This is a genomic window from Streptomyces sp. NPDC050264, assembly GCF_040655895.1.
GTDB lineage: Bacteria > Actinomycetota > Actinomycetes > Streptomycetales > Streptomycetaceae > Streptomyces.
Genome location: NZ_JBFAKV010000007.1, coordinates 259,607 through 273,468, shown reverse-complemented (window position 1 = coordinate 273,468; position 13,862 = coordinate 259,607). Strand labels below are relative to the sequence as shown.

The window sequence follows — 13,862 nt, the reverse complement described above, 5'->3', positions numbered from 1 at the left end:
CCGTACACGACCTGTAGGAGATGCAATTTCCATGACAGACGCACTGAAGCGCCTCTCCGAGGAGGGCGTCGCGATCTGGCTGGACGACCTGTCGCGCAAGCGGATCACGTCCGGCAACCTCGCCGAACTGATCGACCAGCAGCACGTCGTGGGCGTCACGACCAATCCGTCGATCTTCCAGAAGGCGATCTCGGAGGGTGACGGTTACGACCAGCAGCTCTCCGACCTCGGGGCCCGTGGGGTCACCGTCGAAGAGGCCATCCGCATGATCACGACGGCGGACGTCCGCGACGCCGCCGACATCCTGCGCCCGGTCTTCGACGCGACCGATGGCCAGGACGGCCGGGTGTCGATCGAGGTCGACCCGCGGCTCGCCCACAAAACGCACTCCACGGTCGCCGAGGCCAAGCAGCTGGCGTGGCTGGTGGACCGGCCGAACACGCTCATCAAGATCCCGGCGACCAAGGCGGGCCTACCCGCGATCACCGAGGTCATCGGCCGGGGCATCAGCGTCAACGTCACGCTGATCTTCTCGCTCGAGCGTTACCGCGAGGTCATGGACGCCTACCTCGCCGGTCTGGAGAAGGCCAAGGCCGCCGGCCTGGACCTGTCCAAGATCCACTCCGTCGCGTCCTTCTTCGTGTCCCGCGTGGACACCGAGATCGACAAGCGGATCGACGCGCTCGGCACGGACGAGGCCAAGGCCGCACGCGGCAAGGTCGGTCTCGCCAACGCCCGGCTCGCGTACGAGGCGTTCGAAGAGGTGTTCAGCAGCGACCGCTGGGCCCCCCTCGACAAGGCGCAGGCCAACAAGCAGCGTCCGCTGTGGGCCTCGACCGGTGTCAAGGACAAGGCGTACAAGGACACCCTGTACGTCGACGACCTGGTCGCCCCGGGCACGGTGAACACCATGCCGGAGGCCACCCTGGAGGCGGCCGCCGACCACGGTCGGATCACCGGCAACACGATCGCGGGCACGTACGACCAGGCCCGTAAGGACATCGAGGCTGTCGAGAAGCTCGGCATCTCGTACGACGAGGTCGTACAGCTTCTCGAGGACGAGGGCGTCGACAAGTTCGAGAAGGCCTGGACCGACCTGCTCAAGTCGACCGAGGCGGAGCTCAAGCGCCTCGCCCCTTCGGAGGGCTGAAACCTTGACCACTCACGGAGCCAACCCGCTCCGTGACGCCGCAGACCGACGGCTCCCGCGTATCGCGGGGCCGTCGGGTCTGGTGATCTTCGGCGTTACGGGCGATTTGTCACGTAAAAAGCTCATGCCTGCCGTGTACGACCTCGCCAACCGGGGCCTGCTCCCCCCGGGCTTCTCGCTGATCGGTTTCGCCCGCCGCGACTGGGAGGACGAGGACTTCGCCCAGGTCGTGCACGACGCGGTCAAGCAGCACTCCCGGACGCCGTTCCGTGAGGAGGTCTGGCAGCAGCTCATCCAGGGCATGCGCTTCGTCCAGGGCAACTTCGACGACGACGAGGCCTTCGAGACCCTGAAGTCGACGATCCAGGACCTCGACAAGTCGCAGGGCACGGGCGGGAACTTCGCGTTCTACCTCTCCGTACCCCCCAAGTTCTTCCCCCTGGTCGTGAAGCAGCTGAAGGAGCACGGCCTGGCGGACGCGCCCGAGGGCTCCTGGCGGCGTGCCGTCATCGAGAAGCCCTTCGGTCACGACCTCGCGTCGGCCAAGGACCTGAACGCGATCGTGCACGAGGTGTTCGACCCGGACCAGGTGTTCCGGATCGACCACTACCTCGGCAAGGAGACCGTCCAGAACATCCTGGCGCTCCGCTTCGCCAACCAGATGTTCGAACCGATCTGGAACCGGTCGTACGTCGACCACATCCAGATCACGATGGCCGAGGACATCGGCATCGGCGGCCGCGCCGGCTACTACGACGGCATCGGCGCCGCCCGCGACGTCATCCAGAACCACCTCCTTCAGTTGATGGCGCTCACCGCCATGGAGGAGCCCGCCTCCTTCGACGCGGACGCGCTCGTCGCCGAGAAGGCCAAGGTGCTCGGCGCCATCAGGCTGCCGAAGGACCTCGGCCGGGACACGGTGCGCGGCCAGTACGCGGCCGGGTGGCAGGGCGGCGAGAAGGCCGTCGGGTACCTCCAGGAAGACGGCATCGACCCGAAGTCGAAGACCGACACGTACGCGGCCGTCAAGCTGGAGGTGGACAACCGCCGTTGGGCGGGGGTGCCCTTCTACCTGCGCACCGGTAAGCGGCTCGGCCGTCGTGTCACCGAGATCGCGGTCGTCTTCCAGCGCGCCCCGCACTCCCCCTTCGACCACACGGCGACGGAGGAGCTGGGCCAGAACGCGATCGTGATCCGCGTCCAGCCGGACGAGGGCATCACGGTCCGCTTCGGCTCGAAGGTGCCGGGCACGTCGATGGAGATCCGGGACGTGTCGATGGACTTCGCCTACGGCGAGTCCTTCACCGAGTCGAGCCCGGAGGCGTACGAACGTCTGATCCTGGACGTGCTGCTGGGCGACTCCAACCTCTTCCCGCGCACGGAGGAGGTCGAGCTGTCCTGGAACATCCTCGACCCGATCGAGAACTACTGGGACACGCACGGCAAGCCCGCGCAGTACCCGTCCGGCACGTGGGGGCCCGCCGAGGCGGACGAAATGCTCGCACGAGACGGACGGAGCTGGCGCCGGCCATGAAGATCGACCTTACGGACACCACCTCCAGCAAGATCAACAAGGCGCTGGTGAAGGGCCGCCGGGCGGTCGGCACCCCCGCCGTCGGCATGGTGCTGACCCTCGTCATCGTCACCGACGAGGAGAACGCCTACGACGCCCTGAAGGCGGCCAACGACGCGTCGCGCGAGCACCCCTCGCGCACGCTCGTCGTCATCAAGCGCGCCGCCCGCTCCCCGCGCGACCGCACGAAGTCGCGGCTCGACGCGGAGGTGCGGGTCGGTGTCGAGGCCGGCACCGGCGAGACGGTCGTGCTCCGCCTCTACGGCGAGGTCATCAACCACGCCCAGTCGGTCGTCCTCCCGCTGCTGCTCCCGGACGCCCCGACGGTCGTGTGGTGGCCCGTGGACGCCCCGCTGGACCCCGCGCAGGACCCGCTGGGCGCGCTGGCCCAGCGCCGCGTCACGGACACGTACGCGGCAGAGCAGCCGATCCACGAGCTGGAGGCCCGCGCGGCGTCCTACTCGCCCGGCGACACGGACCTGTCCTGGACCCGGATCACGCCGTGGCGCTCCATGCTGGCCGCCGCCCTGGACCAGGTGACGTGCGATGTCACGTCGGTCGAGGTCGAGGGCGAGGAGTTCAACCCGAGCTGCGAGCTGCTGGCCATGTGGCTCGCGGACCGGCTCGACGTGCCCGTGCGGCGCTCCCTGTCGTCGGGCCCCGGCCTGACCGGCGTCCGCATGGACTCCACCTGCGGCCCGATCGTCCTCGACCGGGCCGACGGCATCCTCGCCACGCTCTCCATCGAGGGCCAGCCGGACCGCGCGGTCGCGCTCAAGCGCCGTGAGACGTCCGAGCTGATCGCGGAGGAGCTGCGGCGCCTGGACCCGGACGACACGTATGCGGCCTCGCTGCGGTTCGGCGTGGACCGGCTGGCCGAGCAGACGCCGGAGCCTTCCGAGGCACCGGCGGAGTCCTCCCCCCGGCCCGCGGCGGAGAAGCCCGCGGCCAAGAAGGCGCCTGCCAAGAAGGCCCCTGCGAAAAAGGCTCCGGCCAAGAAGGCGGCGGCGAAGTGAGCACGGCACCCCAGCTCGTCGTCCACCGCGACAAGGAGCTGATGGCGCAGGCGGCCGCGGCCCGGCTGATCACCAAGATCGTCGATGCCCAGGCCGCCCGCGGCTACGCCTCCGTCGTCCTCACGGGCGGCCGCAACGGGAACGGCCTGCTGGCCGCGCTCGCGGCGGCGCCCGCCCGGGACGCGATCGACTGGAGCCGCCTCGACCTGTGGTGGGGCGACGAGCGGTTCCTGCCGGACGGCGACCCCGAGCGCAACTACACGCAGGCCAAGGAGGCGCTGCTCGACTCGGTGCCGCTCAACCCCGACCGCGTGCACCCCATGCCCGCGTCGGACGGCCCCTACGAGCCGGACGCCGCGGCCGAGGTGTACGCGGCCGAACTCGCCACGGCCGCGGGACCCGAGGACCACGGCCCCGTGCCGACCTTCGACGTCCTGATGCTCGGCGTCGGCCCGGACACGCACGTCGCGTCGCTCTTCCCCGAGCTGCCGGCGGTCCGCGAGACGGAGCGCACCGTGGTCGGCGTGCGGGGCGCCCCCAAGCCCCCGCCCACCCGGATCACGCTCACGCTCCCGGCGATCCGGGCCGCGCGCGAGGTCTGGCTGCTCGCCGCGGGTGAGGACAAGGCGAGGGCTGCCGCGATCGCCCTGTCGGGCGCGGGCGAGATCCAGGCCCCGGCGGCGGGCGCGTACGGCCGCTCGCGCACCCTGTGGCTGCTGGACGCGGCCGCCGCGTCGCAGTTGCCGCCGGAGCTGTATCCGCCGGCTGTCGCGTAACTCCGTTACGTGTAAGGCCCCGCATCCTCAAGGATGCGGGGCCTTACGCGTGCTGCGGTACCCGGTAGTCGGAGCCGTCCTTCTCCCGTACGAGCAGGCCGTCGATGACGCAGTAGCGGCGCAGGGCGGCGGTGTCGTCGTGGACCGTGCGCAGCGCCGCGTTGATCTCGCGCTCACTGTAGGTGCGGTCGGTGTCGAAGAGGGTGTCCGTGAGGTGGACGAGGAGTTCGTGGCGCACGGTGGCCCGGACCGGGATCGCGGTCAGCCTGCCCCGGGCGAAGAAGCCGGTGAGATGGCGCGGAACACCCGTGCCGGGCTCGGGGGTCCGGGCCCGGCGGAACACCTCGGGCCCGGCGCGCAGCGACCCGTCGTCGAGCCGCTCGACGAGCCCGGCGGCGATCAGTCTGCCCAGGTGCTTGCGCGCGGCCGGGGAGTCGGTCTCGCTCGGCGGCAGGTCGTCGAGCACGACGCGCGCGTACAGCCTGAGTCGTTCGGGGTCTGCGAGGGCCGACATGAGCTGATCCACTGAGGTGCCTCCCGGCTGGGTCACGGACGGGCAGTCTCACCCGCCGGGCGGCGCCCCCGCATCCGATTTAGGGTCCCGCTCTAATCCGAGCGCCCGCGCAGCGCCCGGTACTTGGCGACGAGCGCCTTGGTCGACTCGTCGAGCCCGGGTACGTCCGCGCCCTCCGTCAGGGCCGGCTCGACGCGCTTGGCGAGGACCTTGCCGAGTTCGACGCCCCACTGGTCGAAGGAGTCGATGTTCCACACGGCGCCCTGCACGAACACCTTGTGCTCGTAGAGGGCGACCAGCTGGCCGAGCACGGACGGCGTCAGGGACTTCGTGAGGATCGTCGTCGTGGGGTGGTTGCCCTTGAACGTCTTGTGCGGCACCAGCTCCTCGGGCACCCCCTCCGCCCGTACCTCGTCGGGTGTCTTGCCGAACGCGAGCGCCTGGGTCTGCGCGAAGAAGTTGGCCATCAGCAGGTCGTGCTGGGCCACGAGGCCCGGCTGCAGGTCCGCGACGGGCTCGGCGAAGCCGATGAAGTCCGCCGGGATCAACTTCGTTCCCTGGTGGATGAGTTGGTAGTAGGCGTGCTGGCCGTTCGTGCCGGGGGTGCCCCAGACCACCGGGCCGGTCTGCCAGCCGACCTCTTCGCCGTTGCGCTGCACGTACTTGCCGTTCGACTCCATGTCGAGCTGCTGCAAGTAGGCGGTGAACTTCGACAAGTAGTGGCTGTACGGCAGCACGGCGTGCGACTGGGCGTCGTGGAAGTTGCCGTACCAGATGCCCAACAGGCCCATCAGGAGCGGCACGTTCGACTCGGCGGGCGCGGTGCGGAAGTGCTCGTCGACGAGGTGGAAGCCGTCGAGCATCTCGCGGAAGGCGTCGGGCCCGATGGCGATCATCAGGGAGAGACCGATGGCGGAGTCATACGAGTAACGTCCGCCGACCCAGTCCCAGAACTCGAACATGTTGGCCGTGTCGATGCCGAAGTCGGACACCTTCTCGGTGTTGGTCGACAGCGCCACGAAGTGTTTGGCGACCGCCTCCTGACCGGCCCTCAGTTCGGTCAGCAGCCAGTTGCGCGCGGAGGTCGCGTTGGTGATCGTCTCGATGGTGGTGAAGGTCTTCGAGGCGATCACGAACAGCGTCTCGGCCGGGTCCAGGTCCCGTACGGCTTCGTGGAGATCGGCCCCGTCCACGTTCGAGACGAAGCGCACCGTGAGGTCGCGGTCGGTGAAGGAGCGCAGCACCTCGTAGGCCATCGCGGGGCCGAGATCCGAGCCGCCGATGCCGATGTTGACGACGTTCTTGATGCGCTTGCCGGTGTGTCCGGTCCACGCGCCGGAGCGGACCCGGTCGGCGAACGCGGCCATCTTGTCGAGCACCGCGTGCACGCCCGGCACCACGTTCTCGCCGTCTACCTCGATCACCGCGTCGCGCGGGGCGCGCAGCGCGACGTGCAGCACGGCCCGGTCCTCGGTCGTGTTGATCTTCTCGCCGCGGAACATGGCGTCCCGCAGACCGAAGACGTCGGTCGCGGCGGCCAGCTCGCGCAGCAGACGCAGGGTCTCCTCGGTGACCAGGTGCTTGGAGTAGTCGACGTGCAGATCGCCGGCCTCCAGCACCAGGCCCGCGCCGCGCGCCGGGTCCTTGGCGAACAGCTCGCGCAGCCGTACGTCGCCCAGTTGCTCCCGGTGCTTGACCAGCGCCTGCCACTCGGCCGTCTGGGTGAGCCGCGCGCGGCCCTCTGCGCCTGCTTCGAACGCGTTCATCTCGGACTTCAGCTGCCTCTCGTACGCGCGTACGTGCTTTGCCCCGCTGCTCCGTCCAACCTAATCGATCAGCGGTGGGTATGAGCGGTCTGTCCGGGGCGTGCACGGCCGTGCGGGTCAGTGGCCGCCGCGGTGCAGGCGTCCCGCGTAGTGGTCCTCCAGGCGGCCGTTGCGCTCGAAGCCGCCGGGCAGGTTGGCGGAGACGTAGACCGGGGGCTCGTGGCCCTCGGCGACCAGGTGGGCGACGGCCTCGGCCACGACCATCTGCACGAGCAGCGCCGAGGTGATCGTCGAGACGCCGCAGAGCTTGCCGCCGTCCGGCAACGGCAGGATCGCGTCACCGGTGGGCGCACAGTTGTCCAGGACGGCGTCGGCGTGGTCGGCGAGGCGGCTGCCGCTCGCGTGCAGGGCGGGGACCGAGCGGGTGTGGTCGAGGGAGGTGAGGGCGATCAGCGGGTGCCCCTTCTCCTTGACCAGCAGGGCCATGTCGACGATGGAGTTGTTGACACCCGAGTTCGAGATGATCACGAACAGGTCCTGCGGGCGCGGGGTGCTCAGCTCGTAGAGGCGGGCGGCGAGGCCGGGGCGCCGTTCGAGGAGTGGATCGGCGAGCACCGAGCGGTCCTCGCCGCCGCGCAGGACGAGGTCGTGCAGGGCGACGCGGGTGGTGGGGATGAGTCCGCCCGCGCGTCCCGAGATCTCCAGGGCGGTGGCCTGCGAGTGGCCGGTGCCGAAGGCGTGGACGACGCCGTCGGCGGCGACGCAGTCCGCGATGATGCGGGCCGCCGCGGCGACGCCCTCCTTGTTCGTCGTGACGGCGCGCTCGACGTGTTCGCGCACCTGGTCCGCCAACTCGCTCGCGCCGAGCCGCTGTTCCGTCATGACCCCGACCACCTTCGGTTCATCGATTCAGTTTGTGTTCTACAGAATGAAAGATTGAACCAGCCCGATGGTGCCGTCAAGGCCTCCCCGGCGATTCGGTGATCAGCAATCGGGCCAGCTCCACCGCGCCGGTGACCCCGTCCGGCACGGACGAGCACCGCAGCCCCATCGGCTCCACGGCCACGCGCAGCCGCTCCCCCAGCGGGCCGTCGGGTCCGAGGAGCCCGCCCGTGACGACCAGCGACTCACCGGGAGTGGGGTCCAACGCCGCGACAGTGTCCGCGAGTTGCCGGGCCGCCTCGGCGAGCAGGGACCGCGCCCACTCGTCCCCGCCCTCCGCGGCCGTCACCACCAGGGGGCTCAACTCGGCCAATACCACGGGGCGTTGCGCATACGCCCAGACCGCGACGGTCTGCTTGAGACGGTGCCGCCCGGCCCAGTCGAGCGCGGGGCCGGCGCGCCCCGGCACCACGCGGTCGAGCACCAGCGTCACCAGCGGCCCCCACTCCGCGCGGCCGTCCACCGCCCGCAGCGCGCCGCGCAACGCCTGCCGCCCGAGCCAGAAGCCGCTTCCGGTGTCGCCGAGCAGCCAGCCGTCCCCGTCCACGACCCGCACCGTGCGCCGCCCGGCGACCCGGGCCGCTGCCGCGCCGGTCCCCGCGATCAGCACGAGTCCGTCGGCCGGGGCCCCGGGACCCGAGGCGCAGGCCACTTCCACGTCGCCGTACACGCGCAGCGCCGCGCCGTCGATGCCGAGGCGGGCCAGCGCCTCCGTCAGGCACTCCTCGGCGACGCCGCGCCCGCGCACGGGGCCGCCACCCTCACCCGCCCCGGCGAATCCGCCGACGACGCCGGCCACCGCGCCGCGCAGCGCCCCGGGCACGGCCGCTGCCAGCGCCTGCTCCAAGTGCCGTACAAGAGCGGGCCGTTCGACGCTCAGGGCGTTGCCCGGGCCGCCGTGCCCGACGCCCACGAGGCGCCCGTCCGCATCGACGCAGCGCGCCCGCACCCGGGTGCCTCCGGCGTCGATCCCGACGGCGAGCGGAGCGACGTATCGATCGATTGATTCAGTGAGCACACCGCATGATGATTGATAGATTCAACAGCGGACAACACCCCCGCACCGGCAAGCGGGACCGTGACCCGCCCCGACCGAGAGAAATCCATGATCACAGCCCGGATCCGCTCCGAACTGCCCACCCTCAGCGGATCGTTGCGCAAGGTCGGCGCCTACGTTCTGGCCGATCCCATCGCGGTCGCGGGGACCTCCGCGGCCGACCTGGGGCGCCGCACCGGCACCTCCCAGGCCACCGTCACCCGGTTCTGCCAGGCGCTGGGCCTGGAGACCTACCAGCGGCTGCTGCTCGAACTCGCCAAGGAGCAGGGCGAGAAGGACCACGAGGACGACCACGGCGACCACGAGCGCCCCCTGGGCCCCGACATCGGCCCGGACGACGACCTGGAGCACCTGATCTCCGTCGTCGCCCACGCGGACCTCCAAGCGCTGCGCAGCACCCGCGACCAACTGGACCGCACCGCCCTCGAAGCGGCCGCGCAGGCGCTCGCCAAGGCCCGTCGCATCGACGTCTACGGAGTGGGCGGCTCGGGCATCCTGGCGCGCGAGACGGAGGCCCGCCTGTTCGGCATCGGGACGCCGGCCCGCGGCTGGACGGAGGTGCACGCGGCGGAGACCTCGGCCGCTCTGCTGACACCGGCGGACGCCGCCGTGGCCCTCTCCCACTCGGGGCGCACCCGCGAGGTCCTGGGGCCGCTGCGGCTCGCCGCGGAGCGCGGTGCCACGACGGTCGCGGTCACGGGCGACCCGCGCTCCCCCGTGGCCCAGGCGGCCGCGGTGCATCTGACCTGGACGGCGGCGGAGACGAGCTTCAGGCGCGGAAGCTTCGGCGCCCGCCACTCGGCGCTGCTGATCCTCGACTGCCTCTACGCGCGCGTGGCACAGCTGACCTACGACCGGGCCACCGCGTCGATCGCGCTCACGGCACACATCTCCGAGGACCACGCGGCCCGTCCGCGCCGCCGTTCGTGAGCGCGGCGGAACAGCACCGGCCGGGAGCCCCCAGGGCGCCCGGCCGGTCCTCAACTCTCAGATCTCGCCCCGCAGTTTCGCGAGCGCCTCGGCCAGGATCGCCTCGCCGTCCGCGTCGCTGCGCCGCTCCCGCACGTACGCGAGGTGGGTCTTGTACGGCTCCGTACGCGGCGGGTCCGGCGGATTGTCCCGGTCCTGCCCGGCAGGGAAGCCGCAGCGCGGACAGTCCCAGGTCTCCGGCACCTGCGCGTCGGAGGCGAAGCTCGGCTGCGTCTCGTGCCCGTTCGAGCACCAGAAGGAGATGCGCAGGCGCGGCGCGGACTCGCCGCGCTCGGCCTCGCCCATCGGCCCCGCCCCGACCCGACTTCCTCGGATCGCGTTGCCACTTGCCACGGTCGTAACTCCCTGCGTGATGGTGCCGCGAAGCGTGTCGGCGTCTCACTTCGCCGCGGAGCGCCTCAGTCTACGTAAGGCCCAACGCACGTCCAGTGATTGGAGTTACCTGCTCTCCCCTAGACGCAAGCCCCATGATAGGCGGCGCTGTTGGGCGCGTACCGGACATGGGGCCTTACGTGAGCTCTGTGCAGTTGTGACGGGTGGAACCGAAGGCTCGGCCCGCGAAGGTCAGTTGTTGATCTTCATCAGAATGCCGAGCACCACGATGCACGCGAACCAGAGCAGACCGAGCACGATCGTGATCCGGTCCAGGTTCCGCTCGGCAACCGAAGAGCCACCGACGGAGGACTGCATGCCGCCACCGAACATGTCGGAGAGGCCGCCACCCTTTCCCTTGTGCATGAGCACCAGGAGCATCAGCAGCAGGCTGAAGACGATCAGGGCGATCGAGAACCCCATAACCACGGCTGGACCAACTTCCTCGGACTGATTCGGACGACGGGGCCGAAGCTCGTGTGCACAGCTTCGGCCCCGCCAGAGTACGTCGTATCGCCGCTAGCGCATACTCACAGGTCGCGCCACTCGGGAATCACTGCTCGTGGAAGCGGACGATCTTGACGAACTCGTCGGTGTCCAGGGAGGCACCGCCGATCAGGGCGCCATCGATGTCCGGCTTGCCCATGATCTCCGCGACGTTGCCGGACTTCACCGAACCGCCGTACTGGATGCGGACCTTGTCGGCCACGTCCTGCGAGTACAGGTCGGCGAGCTTGCCGCGGATCGCCGCGCAGACCTCCTGCGCGTCGTCGGCGCCGCACACCTTGCCGGTGCCGATGGCCCACACCGGCTCGTACGCGATGACGACGGTCTCGGCCTGCTCGGCGGGCAGGTCCTTGAGGCCGCCCTCGACCTGGTCGAGCGTGTGGGAGACGTGGTTGCCCGCCTCGCGCACGTCCAGCTCCTCGCCGACGCACAGGATCGGGGTCAGGCCGTGCTTGTAGGCGGCCTTCACCTTGGTGTTGACGATCTCGTCGGTCTCGTCGTGGTACTGCCGGCGCTCGGAGTGGCCGATCGCGACGAACGTGCACTTGAGCTTGGCGAGCATCGGGCCCGAGATCTCACCGGTGTACGCACCGGAGTCGTGCGCCGAGAGGTCCTGGGCACCGTACTTGATCTTGAGCTTGTCACCGTCGACCAGCGTCTGGACGGAGCGCAGGTCGGTGAAGGGCGGCAGGACGGCGACCTCGACGGCCTCGTAGTCCTTGTCCGCGAGAGCGAAGGCGAGCTTCTGGACGTGCGCGATGGCCTCGAGGTGGTTGAGGTTCATCTTCCAGTTGCCGGCCATCAACGGCGTGCGGCCCTGTACGGGAGCGGTCATGCGGGGTCAGTCCTCCAGTGCGGCGAGACCGGGCAGCGTCTTGCCCTCGAGGTACTCGAGGGAGGCGCCGCCGCCGGTCGAGATGTGGCCGAATGCCTTCTCGTCGAAGCCCAGGGTACGGACGGCCGCGGCGGAGTCGCCGCCGCCCACCACGGTGAAGCCCGGGGAGTCGAGGAGGGCCTGGGCGACCGCTTTGGTGCCCTCGGCGTAGTCGGGGTGCTCGAAGACGCCCATCGGGCCGTTCCAGAAGACGGTCTGCGCGTCGGCGAGCTTCGATGCGTACAGCGTGCCGGACTCCGGGCCGATGTCCAGGCCCATCTGGTCGGCGGGCATGGCGTCCGCGGCGACGGTGGTGGGGTGGGTCGGGGCCTTCGCCTTGAGGTCGGGGAACCCGGGCGCGACCACGACGTCCACCGGCAGCACGATCTCCACGCTGTTCTTCTCGGCGCGCTCCAGGTACTCGGCCACCGCCGAGAGCTGGTCCTCCTGGACGAGCGAGGTACCGACCTCGTAGCCCTTGGCCTTGAGGAACGTGAACACCATGCCGCCGCCGATGAGCAGCCGGTCGGCCTTGCCGAGCAGCTGGTCGATGACGGCCAGCTTGTCGGAGACCTTGGCTCCGCCGAGCGCGACCACATAGGGGCGCTTGACGTCGGCGGTGAGCTTCTTCAGGACGCCGACCTCGGTGGCGATGAGGTAGCCGGCGTAGTGCGGCAGCCGGGCCGGAAGGTCGTACACGGAAGCGTGCTTACGGTGCACCGCACCGAAACCGTCGCCTACGTAGACGTCGGCCAGGGCCGCGAGCTGATCGGCGAACTCGCCGCGCTCGGTGTCGTCCTTGCTCGTCTCCCCCGCGTTGAAGCGCAGGTTCTCGATGACGGCGACCTGTCCCGGCTCCAGGCCGTTCACGGCGTCGTGCGCGGCGGGGCCGACCGTGTCCTGGGCGAACGCGACCGGCTTGCCCAGGAGTTCGGCCAGGCGCTCGGCGGCGGGCAGCAGGGAGAACGCGGGGTCCGGGGCGCCCTTGGGACGGCCCAGGTGGGAAGCGACGACCACCTTGGCGCCCGCGTCGGCGAGGGCCTTGACCGTGGGCAGGACGGCGCGGATGCGGCCGTCGTCGGTGATCAGGCCGTCGGCCAGCGGCACGTTGAGGTCGGCGCGGACGAACACCCGCTTGCCGTCGACCCCTCCGGCGAGAAGTTCCTCAATGGTCTTCATGACTGGACTCCTAGTGAGGCTGTTCCTGGTGAGGCGGTGAGGCTGACGCGCGAAAGGCCCGGACCGACGCGCGGCGTCGCGCGGGTCCGGACCCTTCGCTCACATCGAGATGCCTTGCTGCTCTGGAACCTTAGAGCTGACCACCGACGAAGACCGTCAGGTCCACGAGGCGGTTGGAGTAGCCCCACTCGTTGTCGTACCAGCCGAGGATCTTCACCGTCTTGCCTTCCTGAACCATCGTCAGGGAGGAGTCGAAGGTGCAGGATGCCGGGTCGCTGACGATGTCCGAGGACACGATCGGGTCCTCGGTGTAGAACAGGATGCCCTTGAGGTCGCCGTCGTCGGCGGCCTTCTTGAACGCGGCGTTGACCTCGTCCTTGGTGACGTCGCGCTGCAGGTCGACGACCAGGTCGGTGGCGGAGCCGGTCGGGACCGGGACGCGCATCGCGATGCCGTCGAGCTTGCCCTTGAGCTGCGGCAGGACCAGGGCGGTGGCCTTGGCGGCACCCGTCGTGGTCGGAATGATGTTCTCGGCGGCGGCGCGGGCGCGGCGCAGGTCCGAGTGCGGGAAGTCCAGGATGCGCTGGTCGTTCGTGTACGCGTGGACCGTCGTCATCAGGCCCTTGACGATGCCGAAGTTCTCGTCGAGAACCTTGGCCATCGGCGCCACACAGTTGGTGGTGCAGGAGGCGTTCGAGATGACGTGGTGGTTCGCCGCGTCGTACTTGTCCTGGTTGACGCCCATCACGATCGTGATGTCCTCGTCCTTGGCCGGAGCCGAGATGAGGACCTTCTTGGCGCCACCGGCGATGTGCTTCTCGGCGTCGGCCTTCTTGGTGAAGATGCCGGTCGACTCGATCACGATGTCGACGCCCAGCTGACCCCAGGGGATGTCGGCGGGGTTGCGCTCCGACAGCACCTTGATGGTGTGGCCGTCGACCGTGATGGTGTCCTCCGTGTGCGACACCTCGGCCTTGAGACGGCCCAGGATGGTGTCGTACTTAAGAAGGTGTGCGGTGGTCGCGGTGTCACCCAGGTCGTTGACAGCCACGATCTCGATGTCCGCACCCTGCTCCAGCAGCGCGCGGAAGTAGTTACGACCGATGCGGCCAAAGCCGTTGATGCCTACGCGGATCGTCACGAACC

General features: G+C 69.9%; 14 protein-coding genes. 5 read left to right on the top strand and 9 right to left on the bottom strand.

Going from position 1 to position 13,862, the window contains the following annotated elements; translation table 11 throughout:
• The first annotated feature begins 31 nt into the window (after positions 1 to 31).
• From tal to pgl, 4 genes are read left to right on the top strand one after another with little or no spacing between them, the layout of a single operon-like run.
• Positions 32 to 1,150 carry a transaldolase gene (tal, locus tag AB0J02_RS15160; RefSeq protein WP_363194093.1) on the top strand — a complete coding sequence of 373 codons (1,119 nt, stop codon included), beginning with the start codon at positions 32 to 34 and terminating at the stop codon, positions 1,148 to 1,150.
• A gap of 4 nt (positions 1,151 to 1,154) precedes the next feature.
• Positions 1,155 to 2,684 carry a glucose-6-phosphate dehydrogenase gene (zwf, locus tag AB0J02_RS15155; protein WP_363194092.1) on the top strand — a complete coding sequence of 510 codons (1,530 nt, stop codon included), beginning with the start codon at positions 1,155 to 1,157 and terminating at the stop codon, positions 2,682 to 2,684.
• Positions 2,681 to 3,739 carry a glucose-6-phosphate dehydrogenase assembly protein OpcA gene (gene opcA / locus AB0J02_RS15150; protein ID WP_363194091.1) on the top strand — a complete coding sequence of 353 codons (1,059 nt, stop codon included), beginning with the start codon at positions 2,681 to 2,683 and terminating at the stop codon, positions 3,737 to 3,739. The genes zwf and opcA overlap by 4 nt, the downstream gene beginning before the upstream one ends.
• Complete coding sequence (pgl, locus tag AB0J02_RS15145) at positions 3,736 to 4,515, top strand: 6-phosphogluconolactonase (RefSeq protein ID WP_363194090.1); 780 nt, start codon at positions 3,736 to 3,738, stop codon at positions 4,513 to 4,515. Before opcA ends, pgl begins: the two co-directional genes overlap by 4 nt.
• 43 nt (positions 4,516 to 4,558) lie before the next feature.
• Here pgl and AB0J02_RS15140 read toward each other — a convergent pair whose 3' ends face one another.
• From AB0J02_RS15140 to AB0J02_RS15125, 4 genes are all read right to left on the bottom strand, one after another.
• The gene (locus AB0J02_RS15140; RefSeq protein ID WP_363194089.1) at positions 4,559 to 5,029 is read right to left on the bottom strand and encodes a DUF2087 domain-containing protein; all 471 of its coding nucleotides are present in this window, start codon (positions 5,027 to 5,029) and stop codon (positions 4,559 to 4,561) included.
• A 92-nt stretch (positions 5,030 to 5,121) separates the two neighbouring features.
• Positions 5,122 to 6,795 carry a glucose-6-phosphate isomerase gene (pgi, locus tag AB0J02_RS15135; RefSeq protein ID WP_363194088.1) on the bottom strand — a complete coding sequence of 558 codons (1,674 nt, stop codon included), beginning with the start codon at positions 6,793 to 6,795 and terminating at the stop codon, positions 5,122 to 5,124.
• Positions 6,796 to 6,912: 117 nt separating this feature from the next.
• Positions 6,913 to 7,677, bottom strand: a complete 765-nt coding sequence (locus tag AB0J02_RS15130) for an SIS domain-containing protein (protein ID WP_363194087.1) — start codon at positions 7,675 to 7,677, stop codon at positions 6,913 to 6,915.
• 76 nt (positions 7,678 to 7,753) lie between these two features.
• Positions 7,754 to 8,755 carry a BadF/BadG/BcrA/BcrD ATPase family protein gene (locus AB0J02_RS15125; protein WP_363194086.1) on the bottom strand — a complete coding sequence of 334 codons (1,002 nt, stop codon included), beginning with the start codon at positions 8,753 to 8,755 and terminating at the stop codon, positions 7,754 to 7,756.
• An 87-nt stretch (positions 8,756 to 8,842) separates the two neighbouring features.
• On the opposite strand from AB0J02_RS15125, the gene AB0J02_RS15120 reads away from it, so the two are divergent.
• Positions 8,843 to 9,724, top strand: coding sequence for a MurR/RpiR family transcriptional regulator (locus AB0J02_RS15120; RefSeq protein WP_363194085.1), 882 nt, complete (start codon positions 8,843 to 8,845; stop codon positions 9,722 to 9,724).
• A gap of 57 nt (positions 9,725 to 9,781) precedes the next feature.
• Here the strand turns inward: AB0J02_RS15120 and AB0J02_RS15115 are convergent, their stop codons facing one another.
• The 5 genes from AB0J02_RS15115 to gap all read right to left on the bottom strand — a co-directional run bounded on the left by AB0J02_RS15115 (position 9,782) and on the right by gap (position 13,857).
• Positions 9,782 to 10,117, bottom strand: coding sequence for an RNA polymerase-binding protein RbpA (locus AB0J02_RS15115; protein ID WP_003976875.1), 336 nt, complete (start codon positions 10,115 to 10,117; stop codon positions 9,782 to 9,784).
• Positions 10,118 to 10,348: 231 nt separating this feature from the next.
• Positions 10,349 to 10,579 carry a preprotein translocase subunit SecG gene (gene secG, locus AB0J02_RS15110; protein ID WP_324766249.1) on the bottom strand — a complete coding sequence of 77 codons (231 nt, stop codon included), beginning with the start codon at positions 10,577 to 10,579 and terminating at the stop codon, positions 10,349 to 10,351.
• Between the two features lie 130 nt (positions 10,580 to 10,709).
• A complete protein-coding gene (gene tpiA / locus AB0J02_RS15105; protein WP_363194254.1) occupies positions 10,710 to 11,465 on the bottom strand; it encodes a triose-phosphate isomerase in 756 nt (251 codons plus the stop codon).
• 39 nt (positions 11,466 to 11,504) lie between these two features.
• Positions 11,505 to 12,716 carry a phosphoglycerate kinase gene (locus AB0J02_RS15100; protein WP_363194084.1) on the bottom strand — a complete coding sequence of 404 codons (1,212 nt, stop codon included), beginning with the start codon at positions 12,714 to 12,716 and terminating at the stop codon, positions 11,505 to 11,507.
• 130 nt (positions 12,717 to 12,846) lie between these two features.
• A complete protein-coding gene (gene gap / locus AB0J02_RS15095; RefSeq protein ID WP_249590615.1) occupies positions 12,847 to 13,857 on the bottom strand; it encodes a type I glyceraldehyde-3-phosphate dehydrogenase in 1,011 nt (336 codons plus the stop codon).
• Between the last annotated feature and the right edge of the window lie 5 nt (positions 13,858 to 13,862).